Origin of the sequence: Candidatus Pseudothioglobus sp. Uisw_086 (genome assembly GCF_048085745.1) — a bacterium.
Classification (GTDB): Bacteria; Pseudomonadota; Gammaproteobacteria; order PS1; family Pseudothioglobaceae; genus Pseudothioglobus.
In genome coordinates this window covers 94,003-110,692 of record NZ_CP159803.1, presented here as the reverse complement: position 1 = coordinate 110,692, position 16,690 = coordinate 94,003, and the positions used below count along the sequence as shown (strand labels likewise).

At 37.0% G+C, this 16,690-nt stretch carries 16 protein-coding genes; 2 read left to right on the top strand and 14 right to left on the bottom strand.

Translation table 11 applies throughout. From position 1 onward, the window contains the following. Window positions 1–19: 19 nt before the first annotated feature. From ABXT49_RS00585 to ABXT49_RS00575, 3 genes are all read right to left on the bottom strand, one after another. Window positions 20–664, bottom strand: coding sequence for a DUF1638 domain-containing protein (locus ABXT49_RS00585; protein WP_416652248.1), 645 nt, complete (start codon window positions 662–664; stop codon window positions 20–22). Then, window positions 651–1,355, bottom strand: coding sequence for a corrinoid protein (locus ABXT49_RS00580; RefSeq protein ID WP_271537703.1), 705 nt, complete (start codon window positions 1,353–1,355; stop codon window positions 651–653). Before ABXT49_RS00580 ends, ABXT49_RS00585 begins: the two co-directional genes overlap by 14 nt. A 272-nt stretch (window positions 1,356–1,627) precedes the next feature. Further along, entirely contained in the window at window positions 1,628–2,341 is a 714-nt protein-coding gene (locus ABXT49_RS00575) for a type 1 glutamine amidotransferase (RefSeq protein WP_416652247.1), read from the bottom strand. 111 nt (window positions 2,342–2,452) lie between these two features. On the opposite strand from ABXT49_RS00575, the gene ABXT49_RS00570 reads away from it, so the two are divergent. After that, entirely contained in the window at window positions 2,453–3,661 is a 1,209-nt protein-coding gene (locus ABXT49_RS00570; RefSeq protein WP_416653564.1) for an MFS transporter, read from the top strand. A gap of 17 nt (window positions 3,662–3,678) precedes the next feature. Here ABXT49_RS00570 and modC read toward each other — a convergent pair whose 3' ends face one another. Genes modC through modA form a run of 3 tightly spaced genes read right to left on the bottom strand, consistent with a single transcriptional unit; the run spans window position 3,679 to window position 6,169 of the window. Beyond that, complete coding sequence (gene modC / locus ABXT49_RS00565) at window positions 3,679–4,740, bottom strand: molybdenum ABC transporter ATP-binding protein (RefSeq protein ID WP_416652245.1); 1,062 nt, start codon at window positions 4,738–4,740, stop codon at window positions 3,679–3,681. Beyond that, window positions 4,740–5,423 (bottom strand): molybdate ABC transporter permease subunit, encoded by a 684-nt coding sequence (gene modB, locus ABXT49_RS00560; protein ID WP_416652244.1) that lies wholly within the window; start codon window positions 5,421–5,423, stop codon window positions 4,740–4,742. The genes modC and modB overlap by 1 nt, the downstream gene beginning before the upstream one ends. Then, entirely contained in the window at window positions 5,423–6,169 is a 747-nt protein-coding gene (gene modA, locus ABXT49_RS00555; RefSeq protein WP_416652242.1) for a molybdate ABC transporter substrate-binding protein, read from the bottom strand. The genes modB and modA overlap by 1 nt, the downstream gene beginning before the upstream one ends. A gap of 183 nt (window positions 6,170–6,352) precedes the next feature. On the opposite strand from modA, the gene ABXT49_RS00550 reads away from it, so the two are divergent. Further along, window positions 6,353–6,886: a tetratricopeptide repeat protein gene (locus ABXT49_RS00550; RefSeq protein ID WP_416652240.1), complete on the top strand. Its 534-nt coding sequence runs from the start codon at window positions 6,353–6,355 to the stop codon at window positions 6,884–6,886. A 34-nt stretch (window positions 6,887–6,920) separates the two neighbouring features. On the opposite strand, the gene ABXT49_RS00545 is transcribed toward ABXT49_RS00550, so the two are convergent. From ABXT49_RS00545 to ABXT49_RS00510, 8 genes are all read right to left on the bottom strand, one after another. Beyond that, on the bottom strand, window positions 6,921–7,955 hold the full coding sequence (locus ABXT49_RS00545; protein WP_416652239.1) for a Gfo/Idh/MocA family protein: 1,035 nt from the start codon (window positions 7,953–7,955) through the stop codon (window positions 6,921–6,923). Between the two features lie 11 nt (window positions 7,956–7,966). Further along, a complete protein-coding gene (locus tag ABXT49_RS00540; protein ID WP_416652237.1) occupies window positions 7,967–8,821 on the bottom strand; it encodes a sugar phosphate isomerase/epimerase family protein in 855 nt (284 codons plus the stop codon). Between the two features lie 12 nt (window positions 8,822–8,833). Continuing rightward, on the bottom strand, window positions 8,834–9,988 hold the full coding sequence (locus ABXT49_RS00535; RefSeq protein ID WP_416652236.1) for a Gfo/Idh/MocA family protein: 1,155 nt from the start codon (window positions 9,986–9,988) through the stop codon (window positions 8,834–8,836). Window positions 9,989–9,998: 10 nt separating this feature from the next. Then, window positions 9,999–11,093: an ABC transporter ATP-binding protein gene (locus ABXT49_RS00530; RefSeq protein WP_416652235.1), complete on the bottom strand. Its 1,095-nt coding sequence runs from the start codon at window positions 11,091–11,093 to the stop codon at window positions 9,999–10,001. Between the two features lie 170 nt (window positions 11,094–11,263). Further along, window positions 11,264–12,469: an ABC transporter substrate-binding protein gene (locus tag ABXT49_RS00525; RefSeq protein ID WP_416652234.1), complete on the bottom strand. Its 1,206-nt coding sequence runs from the start codon at window positions 12,467–12,469 to the stop codon at window positions 11,264–11,266. 78 nt (window positions 12,470–12,547) lie between these two features. Beyond that, window positions 12,548–13,432 carry a carbohydrate ABC transporter permease gene (locus ABXT49_RS00520; protein ID WP_271556329.1) on the bottom strand — a complete coding sequence of 295 codons (885 nt, stop codon included), beginning with the start codon at window positions 13,430–13,432 and terminating at the stop codon, window positions 12,548–12,550. Further along, window positions 13,429–14,352 carry a carbohydrate ABC transporter permease gene (locus ABXT49_RS00515; protein ID WP_271556330.1) on the bottom strand — a complete coding sequence of 308 codons (924 nt, stop codon included), beginning with the start codon at window positions 14,350–14,352 and terminating at the stop codon, window positions 13,429–13,431. Before ABXT49_RS00515 ends, ABXT49_RS00520 begins: the two co-directional genes overlap by 4 nt. Window positions 14,353–14,362: 10 nt before the next feature. Beyond that, the gene (locus ABXT49_RS00510) at window positions 14,363–16,354 is read right to left on the bottom strand and encodes a beta-N-acetylhexosaminidase (protein WP_416652233.1); all 1,992 of its coding nucleotides are present in this window, start codon (window positions 16,352–16,354) and stop codon (window positions 14,363–14,365) included. Between the last annotated feature and the right edge of the window lie 336 nt (window positions 16,355–16,690).

Sequence of the window (16,690 nt, the reverse complement as noted above, 5' to 3'; positions counted from 1 at the left end):
AAACATTTTTCATACTCCATTAATCTTTTATTTCCAATGGCTGGATATCAATTTCTTCAAAAACACTATCAAGGCTTCCCGTTCCTACAAGTCGATATTCATACTCAAAGCCAAAATCTTTTGCATACTGCTGAGCATCTTTTTGCCACTGCTCATTTTCAGTTTGAGCCAAATATACTAATTTTTTATAATGCTTAAAATAAACCTCAAAAAGCTCAGGATGCTTATCAAGCCCCAAACCCTTAATCATAATTCTATTAAAATTTTTAACCAAGTAATCTGTCAAGTAAAAAGTACCTAATTCCTCATCTGATAACTGCTCAAAAACATCTGTTCCAGCGAAAAACTCATAGCAGTGTGCGCCCTCAATACGTTTTGCTTCAAACTTTTCTAATACTCTGTCAAGCGCGCCTCCAGTTCCACAGTCTGCATACGCAATATATATCTCCTCATAAAGATGAGCATTCTCAGACAAATATTCTTCAACGCCAGGAGCAATTAATTGAGGGCTGTTATGCCAGCTAGCCGGCAAACATTGCAAATTTACTTTATCTGAGAGTGATGGATTTTGTTTGATTAACCTTAGAAGATCGTATACTAATGCGCCGCAGCCTAAAACTAATCTTTTTTTAGTCTTATCAGTTTTTATCTTATCGATGATCACGCTTTTTACGCAAACCAAGAACGTGCTCCTCAGCCATTTCAGCACTTCTAGCAGCATCACGGCCATATGCAGGCACACCAATTGCATCAGCAAATTCTTGGTTCAGCGGCGCACCACCACACATTATATGAGTATCTTTACGCATCCCTCTTTTTTCCATCTCTTCAACAACAACCCCCATATAAGGCATAGTTGTAGTAAGTAAGGCAGACATACCAACAATTACTGGCTCATGTTCATCAATTGCTTCAAGATAATTTTCTACAGGATTATTAATACCTAAATTAATAACCTCAAACCCTGCACCTTCACACATCATAGCAACTAAGTTTTTACCAATGTCGTGAATATCACCTTTAACGGTTCCAATCACAAACTTACCTAATGACGTGTCTTCTGCAGACTCTGCAAGGATAGGCCTAAGTATTCCCATACCACCTTTCATAGCTCCAGCACACTTGAGAACCTCAGGTACAAACAAAATACCATCCCTAAAGTCTACTCCTACAATTTTCATACCGCCAACCAAAGCTTCACCTAATACATCGTTAGCATCCCACCCCCGGGCAAGCAAAATTTCAGTGCCTTCAGTAACCTCTGCGTCAAGACCGTCATAAAGATCATCTTGAATCTGCTCGACTAATTCTTTATCATCTAAGTCATTTAGGTCAAAATCGTCTTCATCACTCATTAGTTTCCCCTTAGCTAGGATGTAAAATAAAACACTTAAAAAACGGAAAGATACCTTGAATTAAATTCGGTGTCAATCATTAAATTTACATTTTAATTTATTTACATAATTCGTATGATAATTTAGAACAAATTTACCTTTAAGATGTTGTTATATATGACTATTCTAATGATTTGAAAATGTGAAATAATTCACAAAAAAACTTGAATTTAACTAAACTTTTAATTCCATAAAGTTTTTATAAATTTGTTTTGCAAAAAACTTGAATTTAACTAAACCATTATTTGCATAAAGTTTTTATAAATTTGTTTTGCGCAACTCAAACATTGGCTCATGCTTTCATCAGTATTTTTTTTAAGATCTGACAATGCACCCTGGCCAAGTGTATTTATTAAAGCTTCTGCATAAGCAGGAATAGCACCCCAGTTTTCTACAGTATCTGGCTCTATTTCAACATGATATTGCATTGACCATGCGTTTACTCCTATCCGCATTGCCTGAATAGAGCAAACATCTGACTTAGCTAAAATAACAGCACCTTCTGGAGCTTGTGCCACTCTGACAGAATGCCATTGAAGGCATTGCTGATGATGAGCTGTGCCTTTAAAAAGTGGATCTGACTTTCCCTCAGCAGTGAGTTCAACTTCAAGAACTCCAATTTCAGGTATTTTTTGAGGACCACATGTTCCTCCAAGGGCATCTGCAAGCAACTGATGACCTAAACATAGGCCTAAATATGGCTTACCTAAATCTCTGACCCAATGCCTAATTGCTGCTTTTTCATCAACTAGCCAGGGGTTTTCCTCTATATCCCAGACATCCATTGGGCCGCCCATTACCCAAAGAGCGTCATAATTATCAAAGTTTGGGATTTTATCACCTCGATGTAAATAAACTGCATCCCACTCAATTCCGTCCTCAGCTAAAAACTGCCTTAAAGATCCAGGATGTTCACAGTCGACATGTTGAAAAACAAGTATGCGCATATAGACCTCTAATTAAAATTAATTAAAACAAGTGTTGGGTATATTAATACTTATATAAAGGCTCGTCAAATAATTATGGTTATACTATCGCAACGTTAAAAGAATATTTATCTGGTGCAAAATAAAAAAATATTAAGTCTAGCAATTGCATTAGCGTGCATCCTTTTAGCTATTAATTTTGGCTTTAGATCATCACTTGGACTTTTTCTTAAGCCAGTTTCTGAAACCTTTGGCTATGGTCGTGAAGTCTTTGCTTTCTCATTAGCCCTGCAAAATCTTTTTTGGGGCTTGACTCAACCTCTTGCAGGCGCATTTGCTGATAAGTTTGGAACTGCAAGAGTAGTTGTAGTTGGCACTATTCTTTATTCTTTAGGTCTATATGTGACAGCCACTGCAGATAGCTTTGTTAGTCTTCATATAGGCGCTGGAATACTTATAGGAATGGGAATTGCTGGAACTGGTCTAGGCGTTATTCTTCCAGCTATGGCGAGAATGGTTACTCCGGAAAAAAGAGCACTCGCCTTAGGTGTTGGAACTGCTGCAGGCTCTGCTGGACAATTCCTTTTTATTCCTGTTGCGCGAGAATTTCTTGTTGCTTATGGGTGGCAAACAGCACTAATAATAATGGCAATAGGTGCGCTATCGATGATTCTTTTCGCGCCAGTATTTAAAGGTGATGAAAAAACTAACAATAATATTGATAATGAGCCATCTCAAAACCTCAGAGAGGCCCTTAATGAGGCGTCAGTTCATATTCACTATTGGCTTTTAATTGCAGGTTTTTTTGTTTGTGGCTTTCAGCTGGCATTTATTACGGTTCATATGCCTTCTTATCTTGCAGATAAGGGTTTTGACAGCTCAATTGCTGCAGCAAGCCTAGCAATTATTGGCCTTAGTAATATTTTTGGCTCTTTAGTTTCGGGTCACCTTTCAGGTATTTATTCAAAAAAATGGATACTTGCTTTCATATATGGTGCAAGGTCAATTGTGATTATTTTATTTCTTGTAATTCCAATTTCAACTTTTACAATCTACGCATTCTCCTTTGCAACCGGGTTGCTTTGGCTAGCTACAGTCCCCCCTACTTCGGGCCTAGTCGCGCAGATGTTTGGATTAAGATTTATGGGCACCTTATATGGTATTGTTTTTTTGAATCACCAAATTGGCTCATTCACAGGCGTATGGCTAGGCGGATACCTTTTTGATACAACAGGATCATACAACCAGGTGTGGTGGTGGGCTGCAATTATTGCAGCAATTACAGCACTTATTCATGTCTTCATAGACGAAAGGCCAATTAAAAGATTAAGGGCCACTTAAAGATCTAACTAAAGCTGTTACGAAAGTATTGCTACACTTTTAACCTGAGCAAAAACCTTCGATCCATTTTTTAGATCCAAGATCTTAGCGGACTTTTTTGTTATCAGCGTGAGTAAAGTTATTTCCTTTATTTTAAGCCGAACCATAATTTGAGCCTTTCCTTCAGGTGACATTTCATGAACTATTGCTGGAAAGATATTTAAGATACTGGTGTCAATCTGCTTTTCTCTTGTAAGACTTACGTCACGCGCTGAAACCCTCAAACGAACATTACTACCAATTGGCAATTTATTATCTGGAACTAAAAATTCACCTCCTGGAAAATCTAGATGCATTAGATTAAATTCTTTTTCACGGCTGATTACTTTAGCTTCAACCAATGAAGTGGCTTCCCTACCATGAGACATTGGAAGGTCAAACCTAGTAAGCATATTGTTTATTGGTCCAGATCCAATGACTTTTCCATGATCAAGAAGTAGTAAATAATCAGCCAATCTTGATGCTTCATCAGGAGAATGAGTTACATAGATGATTGGAATATCTAAGTCGTTATGAAGCGCATCAAGGTAAGGCAAAATTTCTTGTTTACGTTTTATATCCAGCGCTGATAATGGCTCATCCATTAATAAAATTTTAGGCTTAATCATAAGAGCTCTAGCAATTGCAACTCGTTGCTTTTCACCCCCTGAAAGTTGCGATGTCGATCGATTAAGTAATGTTTTTATATCTAATAGATTAAGTATAGAGTCTATAAATTCTTTTTCTATATTTGACGATCTTTTAATCCCATAATCAAGGTTACCTTGGACATTAAGGTGTTCAAATAAAGTAGTATCTTGGAACACATAGCCAATTTGACGCTTATGGGTTAAAACAAAATTTTCACTATCCTGCCAAATTGAATCGCCTATTTTTAGAAATCCCTTATGGGTCTTTTCTAGGCCGGCTAATGCTCTTAATAAACTTGTCTTGCCAGATCCTGAAGGACCAAAAATAACAGTTACCCCTTTATCAGGAATACTAAAATTAGCATCAAGAATGAAGCTGTCTAACTCAATTTTTATCTGACATTCAATCACTAATTAGTCCTCATGATAGAAAATCGGTGATTAAAGATATACACAACAAGTAGCATGACAAAAGATAAGACAAGCAAGCCTCCAGCTAAAACATGTGCCTGCCCATATTCCATTGCCTCAACATGATCATAAATTGCTATTGATAAAACTCCTGTCTCACCTGGAATGTTGCCTCCTATCATTAGGACTACGCCAAACTCTCCTACTGTGTGGGCGAACCCTAAAACACTAGCAGTGATAAAACCAGAGCGGGCTAGTGGGACTGCGACTGTAAAAAAGCGATCTAGTTTTGATGCGCCTAAGGTTGCTGCCACCTCCATAGGTTGCTTACCAATTGATCCAAAAGAATTCTGAAGTGGCTGAACTACAAAAGGAAGTGAATAAATCACTGACCCAACAACGAGTCCAGTAAATGTAAAAGCGATTGAACTTCCACCTAGGGACTCCAAAAAATTCCCTATTGGACCATTAGTGCCCAACGTCATAAGTAAATAAAAACCTAGCACCGTTGGAGGAAGAATGAGTGGTAGCGCTATTATTGCTTCAATTACTGCCTTAAATTTAAAACGAGTTTGTGAGAGCCACCATGCAATTGGAGTTCCAACTAAAATGAGAATAACAGTAGTTATTGAGGCTAACTTTATAGTAACTAGAAGGGCTGAAAGATCGTATTCATTTAACATTATGGTAAATCATATCCATATTTTGAGATGATATTTAAAGACTCATCTGATTCAATAAATGACAAAAAGTCTTTTGCAAGCAAACTTTTCTTCAACAGCACTACTTGCTGCTCTATTGGTGTGTAAAGTGATTGGGGCACTTCCCAAAATGAACCAACCACAGGGTAACTAGGGTTCATAAGTTGTGAGTAAGAAATAAATCCTAGTTTAGCATTTCCACTATTAACAAATTGAAATGTCTGGGCAATATTTTCACCTCTTACTAGCTTGCTTTGCAAATTTTCCCATAGATTAATTGATATAAGAGCCTCTCTAGCTGCTACTCCATATGGTGCAATTCTAGGGTTAGCTATTGCTAAAAACCTTAAATCATTACTATAAAGACTCTCCTCTTTCTCTACAAAACCATCTAGTGAGCTCCAAAGAACAAGCTTACCTAGTGCATAGGTGAATCTTGATCCAGTTTCAGATATTCCTTTTTTTTCTAATAAAATTGGCCTTACCTTATCAGCCGAGAAGAATATGTCAAAAGGAGCACCATTTAAAATTTGCGCGTAATGTTTACCCGAAGAGCCTGAAATCAGAACTATATTATAACTCTCAGAGGATTGAAGTTGTTTTAACTCATATTGCAATACAATTTCTTTCATTGCTGGATAAAAATTACTTGCAACAGCAACTTTAATTTCATCTGCAGCAATTTGAGTGAAGCTTAGCCCAATAGAGATTAATAAAAAATTAACCATCTTCAACCTGGTGTTAAACATATTATTTTTAATGGCCTATTGCAAAAATATATTCTATAGTGAATTGCTTAATTAATTAATACAATTAGGGTCATGCAAACCTGCAAATTTTTATGCAAATATGTTAATATATCCCACATTAGGCTTACCACCTAAGAACTACTTAAACTTTCAAGGAAAATTATGTCAAAAAATAAAATTCTTTTAGCTTTTCTAATGTCTATGCTATTTACTAATTCCTTTGCTGATTATATATCTGGGCAGAGAGAATATGTCAGTGGTAACTATGAAAGTGCTATTACTGAATGGACTCCAGTTGCTGAAGATGGAAATGCAAGAGCTCAATACAACCTTGGTTGGATGCATGCAAATGGTAAAGGTACTGCGCAAGATTTTAAGGAAGCAATTGAATGGTATAAAAAATCTGCCGAACTGGGTAATGTTAACGCACAATATAATTTAGCCAATCTATATCTCAGAGGTCAGGGCGCTGTCCAAAATGATAAACTTGCTTTTAGTTGGTTTATCAAAGCTGCTGAACAGGGTGATGCTCCAGCTCAATATAACCTTGGAAGAATGTATCTTCTTGGTAAAGGGGATGATAAAAATATCTTAGAAGCTAGATTTTGGATTAAACAAGCTCTAGAGAATAATGATGCATATATTGGCGCGCTTGCACAACAAGTCTGGGATGATTTTAAACTTGCAACTTATTAGCTAAAATATTACTCTAAAAAGCCTAACTATTAAGCTAGGCTTCTACAGAGATAACTGAGCAAGTTTCAATACTTATTTTCTCAGCCTCAATAATTGCAATTGTCTCTGCTGCCTGTTTTAACAAACCAAGATTACTTGCTTTTCCACTAAGAATTTCATCAACAAATGCACGGATTTCAAATTCATATCCCATACCTTCCTTCAGATCAATAGTTTGTGGCTCTGAGCCTGATCTAAAAAATTTAAGTGTCTCTTTTTCATCTAGAAGATAGGTAGCCGTTCCATTTTCGAAATTAGCTGTATAAGACATGTCAAATCCATACCCATCTTGCATTGTCCATGACCCTTCAGAGCTCACCAAGGGAGAAAACTTTTTTTTATCAAAAATATAATTTGTTACAACATGATCTATACCGCTACTAGGACCTTTATATCCTTGACTAAAAACTGCAACTGGAAGACCAAAACAATAGTTAATAAAGTCAGTATCATGAACATGTAAATCTAATAATGCACCACCGCATTGCTCATGGCTTGAGTAAAAAGAGCCACCAGGAAAACTCGTTTGACGCTTACAATTTAAAGACAAGCACTTACCATACTCTTCACTTTCTATAGCCTCTTTAAGCCAAACCCATGCGGGCCAATAACGAAGACACATTGCAGACATAATATTAGAGGAAGACTTTTGCGCTAATTGAACTATTTTTTTAGCCTCTTCATACGTTCTTGCAAGTGGCTTTTCTACTAATACATGTTTACCTTTAGCCAATGCAGCTTCAACAAAAATAAAATGGAGATCAGTTCCAACACATATATCTACAATATCAATATCTGGATTATTAATAAGATCCATCCCATCAAGATATTTTTTAACACTAAGACCAAACACTCCCCCTTCAGCCTGGCCACTAATATTACCTGCAGCTTTGCTTGACCCATCAAGTCTGCTCTGGATTGAATCAGCAATAGCGATGACTTCAACATCATTTATTTTTGAATAGATATCTAAGTGGGTTGATCCCATACTTCCAAGGCCAATTACGCCAACTTTAAGTTTATTAGTCATAAATTTTAAATTTAAGCAATAGAATTGAAATCAAATAATTGATCCATTGCTGCAGATGTGCGCGACAAGATAGTTTCGTCCCAAGGCAACATTTCTGCAATTATTGTATTTTTATAATTGATAGATTTAAGTGCGTCTATTGTCTCCTTCCAGGGCACATCACCAGCCCCAAGATCACAAAAACTAAAACTACCCGTCCAATCAAAATTTTCCTGAAAATCCTTTATTTGCACTCTTTTTATTCTTGAATTAAGTAACTCAATCCAGTGTGGTGGATACTGCTGATAACCAATGAGATTGCCTACATCTAAATAAACACCTAATTTATTTGAATCAAAAGAGTCTACAAAATCCCTAAGCTCAATCGGTGAATAAAAGAAACCATTCCATACGTTTTCAAGGCATAAATCAACATCAAGATCTTCCGCAATTGGCAGCAGCTGATTGACCGCATCCCTTAGACGATCTAGTGCCCTATCATATCGAACAATATCCCTAGAAATTGGGCTTTTAACTACTCCGGGAACCATTAATAGTGACTTACATCCAAGATTACTTGCAATCCTTAATGCATCTTGATGGAGGCTAATAGATTTTTTACGCGTAGCCTCATCATTACTTGTTGGACTAGTTCCCCAAGATATTCCAGTTCCTAAGCTATCTACAAAAACACCTGAGTCGTCAATAGTTTTTCGTATCTTTAAACATTCAGCTTCTGAGGTATCAGTAGTCAAAACACCTTCGGTTGATATTCCTAATTCAAGAGCATCAAAGCCAAATTTTTTTGTTTGAGCTAATGCTGATTCTATTGACTCAGTATTTGCTAGTCCATTTTCAAAAGAAAGATAACTTATGCCTTTAATCAAAACCCAACTCCTTTAATATAATGAGTCCAATTCTTTCCAAGTCTCAGCCATATCAATAACTTGTCCTGAAATCATACTTTCATCAATTGCCAAAGCAACTAAACCAGCAGTAATCGCCTCTTTTGGTCCAACAGGTAGAGATGTTAAATCACCTTTAAGAAAACTTGCAATATCCTCGCACATCAACTTATCTGCGCCATAATGAGCTGGATAATTTACCTCATCAGGAGCCATTGAAACACTAAAATCATGATCCTCTAAGCACTTACCAGTTCGCGCATCTGTAATTTTGAGTCCACCTCGACCAAAGTCACCTTCAGCCATACCCCGACTTCCAATAATACAAAAACGCCGCTGCTCATCAGGAACATTAATGCTGGTATGAAATGAGAAAGTTACATTATTTGGGTATTCTATTAATGCATTCTGATGATCAATAATATCCGCGTTACTCGTAAATGGATCATCAGCGCTTTCCCAATAAGATTTTTTTATTTGGTAAACATCATCATGCTCATTTCCATTAGGAGCCTCTGAAGGAATAAAGTTGTTTCGCCCACCAAAACTAATTACTCTTGTTGGCCTCTCCCCAACAATACTGTTATATAAATCAATATCATGGCAACATTTTTCTAACATAAAGCCGCCTGAATATTTTTCAAGTCGGCGCCAATCTCTCATAAAAAATGATCCATGAAATGGGGCTATATGTTCATTAGCTTCAAGTGAAGTGATATTTCCTAAGGTTCCAGCGTCAAGAATTCTACGTAATTCTCGCATGTGCACCGAATAACGCAAAACAAGGCCTACAATTAATTGGCTTTCACCATATATTTTTATTAATTTTGCGAGACTAAAGCTATCCTCTTTTGTCGTAACAATAGGTTTCTCTGAGAAAACTTTTAAGCCCGCCTCAAGACCAAATTTAATATGCTCAAGATGAAGATGATTTGGGGAAGCAACCCATAGAAGATCGAGATTACATTTTTCAATCATCTCATCAAGGCTTTCAAATCTAATTAAATTATGGGGGACATCGTCAAGTATTGATAATCCGCAGGGATCAGGATCAACATAACCAACTAAATCTAACTCCGGTAGATCCTCTACAAGCATTTTAAGAACATTTGCAGCTCTTAAACCCAAACCAACAATTCCAGTCTTCATGATTATTACCTTATATCTGCTTATTTGTTTTCTTAAGTGCTTGTCCTGATGAATTAAAAGTATGACACTTAGAAGAATCAAAAACTAGGTTGACAGTTTCACCTGGTTTAATAATTGAGTCACTTGGCACTACAGCACAGAAATTACTATTGCCTAAAACAGAGCCATGTAAGATAACTGTTGCTCCAATATGTTCAACAACTTCAACACTCATTGGAACCCCACCTTTTGATGAAGAAACGACTAGATCTTCTGGTCTTACTCCAACATCTATTTCATCACCTGCTTTTGTGCTAGAGACGTCAACAACCAAGTCCAAATTCAAGTCACCAATATTTGCAACTAGTTTTTTATTTTTAATTTCTGTATCAGTTGTTTTAAGGAAGTTCATATTTGGTTGGCCGATAAAGCCTGCCACAAACTTTGTTTTAGGATTATGATATAAATCCATTGGTGATCCTACCTGCTCTATAACGCCATCACGCAATACAACAATCTTATCAGCCATTGTCATCGCTTCAATCTGATCATGAGTAACATAAATCATTGTTGTCTTTAAATTTTGATGGAGCTTTGCTAGCTCAACCCGCATATCTCCGCGAAGAGCTGCATCAAGATTGGATAAAGGCTCATCAAAAAGGAATACTTTTGGATCTCTAACAATAGAGCGGCCAATGGCTACCCTTTGGCGTTGGCCTCCTGATAGTTGGCCTGGTTTGAAATCTAAACGATCTCTTAACTGCAAGATATCGGCAGCTTTAAATACTTTTTCTTCCAGTTCCTTTTCATTAAGTTTTGCAACCCTAAGTGGGAACGCTATATTTTCAAAGACTGATAGATGGGGATAGAGGGCATAGGATTGAAAAACCATTGCGATACCTCTTTCAACTGGAGGCGCATTAGAAACATCTTTATCATCAATAATTACACTACCTGACGTCGCCTCCTCTAGGCCTGAAATGATTCTTAATAACGTTGTTTTTCCACAACCCGAGGGTCCAACAAAAACAACGAATTCCTTATCCTTTATTTCTAAATTAATATCAAATAAAACTTCTGTTTCATCAAAACTTTTATAAATATTTTCAAGTTTTACTGTTGCCATTCTTTCTTCCTTAAAAAGAGCGCATACTCAGTGCGCAATTAAATTATCTATTACTTATGTTTAAAGCAAGCTTCAAAAGGGTGCTTTTAAATTAACCTCTTTTTGAAGTAAGCCTTTAAAAAAATTCAGGGGTAACTAATAGTTACCCCTGAAATAGTCAATTAATTGACTTAATTGCCTTCTGCTAAAATTTCAGCAGCTTCTGCAACTAGATCAGCAGCAGAACCTTCGCCCAAGATCATACCTTGGATAGCACCATTGATACCAGCTTGCAATGCTTTAAAGTCTTCAAACATTGGCTCTGGACCACCGCCACCAATTGGCGCAACAAATGTCTGCCAGTAGTCAGTAGTATAGTAGACATCATCCATCATCTTCTCATACTGCATGATTGGTGTTAAGCCCCAGCTCTTATCTAGGTCATACTGTGCTTCGCCAGATGAAAGCATAGAAGCTAACTCCATTGCTAGATCTTCATTAGCAGAACCTTTAAATACTGCAATTGAGTCAGTAATTAATAATGTTCCACTTGAACCACTAGGACCAGCAGGAATAGGGACAACTATTTCAGCAATATTATCATTGTGCTGACCTGCACCCCATGGACCGTTAATATACATTCCAATCTGACCATCGTTATACAACTGAGTCAATTGTCCACGCTCATAACCCATTGGGCCTTCCTGAGCAACACCAGCTAACTTACCATAAAACTCAAGAGTTTCGATAGTCTCAGGACTATTAAAAGTTATCTCACCAGTATCTGCATCATTTACAGAGCCACCATTACTATATAAGTAATTTAAGAATTGGTGCATAGTGTTATCAAAGTCCTTTCCAGTTATGCCAATACCTGCAGCTGAAGTATTATCATTGATAGCTTTAGCCATCGCATACATACCTGTCCATGTCTTAGGAGCAACACAAGCCATGCCTGCTTCTTCAACTAAACCACAGTTGATAAATAGGGCTTTAGTAGAGAAAGCGTGAGGGAAGCCCCAAGTTTTTCCACCACTAGATACTGTATTAAGAATACCTGGCTGATACATTTCCTTCTGATCATCAGCAATATCTACTGGAACAATCAGACCGCTTAGAGCTAGTTGCTTCAGAGTACGTGAACCCATATAAGCCAAACCAACAGGATCACCAGCTGCTGCTAGTGTCATTGCTTTGTCCTGGCATGTTCCCCAAGGAACCGCTTCAGCATTCACTGTTACGCCTGAGTATTTTGCTTCAAAAGTAGAAATTACTACTTTATCAGCTTCACGGATTTCACCACCGCACATTATCATATGCACTTCTTCAGCTTGCACTGGAGCCATTAAACCTGCACCCAATACAGCTAAGAAGAGCGCTTTTTTTATATTTTTCATTTACTTCTCCTTTTCTATTTACATCAAGTTACTAGAATTAAATTATCCTAATAACACTTTATGTGAGACTTTTGAATCTCACTCCTTTACCGCCCCTGAAGTTAAACCTGATATGAGATGTTTCTGCATAAACAGGAAAATTAACAACACGGGCAGAACTCCAACAAGACTTGCTGCCATCATTTCATTCCAGAGCACTGTCTGGTATCCAATAAACTCAAAAATACCAGCTGGTAGTGGCATGTAATCTCTATTTTGATTAAAAGTAATTGCAAATAAAAATTGTTGCGCATAAGCGCCAATAAACATTGCAACACCAACTACAATTAAACCAGGAACTGCTAGAGGCAGGATAACACGTCTAAGGGTATAAAGGCGCGATGCACCATCAACAAATGCAGCCTCCTCTAACTCATAGGGTATCTTCTCTAAAAAAGACTTAAGCAGCCATATTCCTGTTGGTATAAGAAACGCCACACCAGGAATAATCATAGCCCAATAGGTATTTAATAAACCATAAGAGCGTAATAATTTATACAAAGGGATTAAAAGAACCGCTCCTGAAAACATGTTTACAGCCAAAAAGAGGGTAAGACTAGTGGTTTTTCCTCGAAAGTTAAAACGTGCATAGGCATAGGCAGCTGGAACAATAAAGCACATTGATAAAAGAGTAACAGCTGATGCTATGAATACGCTATTAAATATATAACGCGGTAATTGAGGTACGGTAACCCACATATCCCTGTATGCCTGAAAACTCATAGTATCTGACCAAAACCTGCTCATAAAATCAAAAAAACTCATCGTCTCACCCATTGGAACATCTGGCCTAGTAAATAAATGAGTGATTGGCCTGAGAGAAGCTACAAACATTTCAACAAAAGGAAGCAACATAAATAATATGAATATTGCGAGAGAGACATAAATTCCAATCTTATGAAGTAATGAGTACTTATCCATCATTTCTGAACCCCGCCATAGCCATATTTTTTACTCAATCTTCCTAGTACCGTTAGGTAAATTACTGAAAACACACCTAATATTAATACAACAAGAACCGCTCTTGTCGCGCCAGCACCAAACTTATAATTAAAGATCGCTGTTTTAAAGGTATCAATAATTAATGTAGTGGTTGCCCCACGAGGACCGCCCTCTGTCAAGATCCAAATAATTTCAAATGAATTAAAAGTCCAGATTGCTGACAGTAAAGCCATAGAGACAATGGTAGGCATAATTTGTGGCAAAGTAATCCTTCTAAATCGATACCACCTCGATGCACCATCAACATAAGCAGCCTCATATAAGTCTTTTGGAACGCCTTGCATTGCCGCCAAAAAGAATAGAGTTACCATTGGCGTTCCAATCCAAACATCGGTCACAACTGCTGAGTAAAAAGCGCTCTGCTTATAAGCTAAGAAACTAAAGGGACCATCCGTGATACCGACCATCTCTATAAAATTTGAGAGCAGGCCAAAATGACCATTATAAAGCCACACCCAGCCAAAGCAGCCAATTGCTATAGGCACAATCCATGGCGGCATAACTAAAGCACGCATAAGTCCGCGCCCTCTTATATTACTCGCTAAAAGTGTTGCGCCGATTAAACCTAAAATCATCTTGAAACCAACAGATAAAAACATCCAGTAGAAAGTTCGAGTGACTATCGCAGGAAACTTTCGACCTCCAATGGCTTTTTCATAATTTTCCCAGCCTATAAAATCAGCACCTCCCATTAGGGTTCCAAGGTTCGAATTTGTAAAAGACAGGCGGAAGGTTTCATACAAAGGCCAAAGTACAATCCAAAACATAACCATTGCAGCAGGCGCAATTAATGCCCAAGCAAACATTGTGGTTGTTTGTGATTTAGTTTTGGGTTTCAGCATTTGTATCAAACTACTCACTGGCCAAAGCCTCCTTATTCGTTATCGGATCGGACATGATATCAAAATTCTCAGCTTTATAGTGGTCCCATTCAATTTTTTCAAATAATTCTCGATAACTAGTTATTGCTAAATCACCCAACTCAGAGCCTTTGCGTCTGTTTGATTCACTCGACCAGGCGCTTTCTGCTAATCCAAGAATTCGTGGGCATAGCATTGATTCCATTTCGCTATCCTTAAGAATCGTTTCACACCAAAGATGTCCTTGAATTCCCTGGATATTGGCTTCAAGTTCTGGCTCATTATTTGGAATAATGGGCCAATCAACAGCTTTCTCAAAAGGTATGACAGCTGCCCAATTTGCTCCACGATCAGCGTAATTTCTGCTCTGAGCCATATCAAAATAAATGTGCTCAGCAGGGCACAAGACGACTTTATAACCTTCTCTTGCTAAATTAAAACCAGACTCCAGATTCTGCCAAGAAAATAGTAATTTTTCTGACTTATCGTCATGGTGCTGACCGTCTTCAGCCTCCTGCCAGGCAGACGTTTTTTTATTATTAAGCTCTACTCTTTTAGAAAGCTTATTAATAAACCAAGAAGCAACATCTTTACCATTATTAAGCCTATGCTTTTCCTTCAACACATCAATTGCAGGCGATTTTGTCCACGATTCTGGTGCAACCTCATCACCACCTAAATGAATGTACTCACCAGGAAACATGTCACATAAATCATCAATTAAAGACTCAACAAGCGAAAATGTTTCTGGCATCGCTGGGTTAAGTGTGTTTTCTGAGTAGCCTTGCACTGAGACCTCACAACTTTGGTCTTCAGGATCACGCAAACCTGGGAAGAGGTTGATTAATGCCATATTATGACCAGGCAAATCAAACTCTGGCATTACTTCAATAAAGTTAGCTGATGCCCTATTGATGACTTTATGCATATCTTCTCTATCATAACAATCGCCAGTTGCATCTGGTCCAGAGCCAAAAACAGGCGGTACTAGCAAACCATTTCCTCTTTTAGAAGTTGCAGTTGCAACTTCAGGATTTCTATCAAATTTGAAGCGAAAGGCCTCGTCGTCAACTCCATGCCAATGAAACTTATTAAGTTTAAAGAGGCTCATTAAATCGAGTAATTTTAATAAACTGTCTACTGAATAAAAATGCCTAACAGTATCCAAATGCTGGCCTCTCCAACTAAATCGAGGCTTATCAATGATTGACCCACATGGAATTAACTGATGATATGTTTGATTTAATTGCATCAAAGAAATAAGACCATAATAAAAACCTGGCTCATCTCCAGCAGTAATTTCAACATCATCACTGGTAAGAGTAATTTGATATGAAGAGTCACTTAAATGGTTTTGAAGTTTAAGTTTTACAGTGGATGATGCCTTCTCATTAATTTCATTCACAGGGCCAGAAAAAAGATTAAGATTTAATCGACTAGCTAAATCAGAGGCTGACTTGTAAGCATTGCTTATCATGTCACTGTCATTGAATAGTATGTTGATAGGAGCACATAAATTACATACGCCAGCACTAGCCTCCCATGAATAAGGATGTGGCACCAATCTTAGCGATTCATGATTTAATTTATCACTTGAATACTTAGGGGTTGGTACCACGGAGGAGATTCTTTTAAGATCCAAATCAATCATTTCAAGATTAACTACTTCACCGTTATTATTTTTTAAAAAAACGCCCTGGGGAGCCCATCTGTGATTCATTGGCATATGTCTAGATTCTTTATAGGCGTATTTAAAATTCCATTCTTGTCCAGGTTTTAAAACGAAATTTTCAAGATGAGTTAGCTCTATATATCCACCAGCACTTTTAAAAATGTTGCAATTTTCAATAACCCTTACGGGCGCAAGTATGCTGAAACAGAACATGAAATTCTCAATCGACTCATTAGAATTATTAATAAGCGTTGAGCAAAAGTAATTATCTGAATTGATAGATGTTGTTAAAGAAAACTCTGTTGAAATCAATATTTCTCCTCACTGACTAGTATTGTTATAAAACAAAAAACCTTCCTAAGGCTTTGCAGGCATACTAATCTATATAAAAATTGGTAATGAAATGGTATTATATAACAGGTATTTATTAAAAAGTAAATAAGTTTAATTATTTTATAAATAATAATATATTAAAAGACCTATAATCCTTAAAGATCTCATTATATAAAGGATTAAATTAGAAAAAATAGACAAATAATTTAGCTCCTTTCACTTAATATTGAATTTATTATAAAAAATTTACTTTTTAAATTAAGATAGAATATAATAGTACCAATTTAGTACCAATATTTTATTTTATTTATATCT

What these genes read in the sequence shown, in the direction of transcription:
- ABXT49_RS00550 (WP_416652240.1), top strand. Translation starts at nt 6,353, where the DNA reads ATGTCAAAAAATAAAATTCTTTTAGCTTTTCTAATGTCTATGCTATTT.
- ABXT49_RS00515 (WP_271556330.1), bottom strand. Translation starts at nt 14,352, where the DNA reads ATGCTGAAACCCAAAACTAAATCACAAACAACCACAATGTTTGCTTGG.
- modB (WP_416652244.1), bottom strand. Translation starts at nt 5,423, where the DNA reads ATGTTAAATGAATACGATCTTTCAGCCCTTCTAGTTACTATAAAGTTA.
- ABXT49_RS00520 (WP_271556329.1), bottom strand. Translation starts at nt 13,432, where the DNA reads ATGATGGATAAGTACTCATTACTTCATAAGATTGGAATTTATGTCTCT.
- ABXT49_RS00545 (WP_416652239.1), bottom strand. Translation starts at nt 7,955, where the DNA reads ATGACTAATAAACTTAAAGTTGGCGTAATTGGCCTTGGAAGTATGGGA.
- ABXT49_RS00525 (WP_416652234.1), bottom strand. Translation starts at nt 12,469, where the DNA reads ATGAAAAATATAAAAAAAGCGCTCTTCTTAGCTGTATTGGGTGCAGGT.
- ABXT49_RS00580 (WP_271537703.1), bottom strand. Translation starts at nt 1,355, where the DNA reads ATGAGTGATGAAGACGATTTTGACCTAAATGACTTAGATGATAAAGAA.
- ABXT49_RS00575 (WP_416652247.1), bottom strand. Translation starts at nt 2,341, where the DNA reads ATGCGCATACTTGTTTTTCAACATGTCGACTGTGAACATCCTGGATCT.
- ABXT49_RS00535 (WP_416652236.1), bottom strand. Translation starts at nt 9,988, where the DNA reads ATGAAGACTGGAATTGTTGGTTTGGGTTTAAGAGCTGCAAATGTTCTT.
- ABXT49_RS00530 (WP_416652235.1), bottom strand. Translation starts at nt 11,093, where the DNA reads ATGGCAACAGTAAAACTTGAAAATATTTATAAAAGTTTTGATGAAACA.
- modA (WP_416652242.1), bottom strand. Translation starts at nt 6,169, where the DNA reads ATGGTTAATTTTTTATTAATCTCTATTGGGCTAAGCTTCACTCAAATT.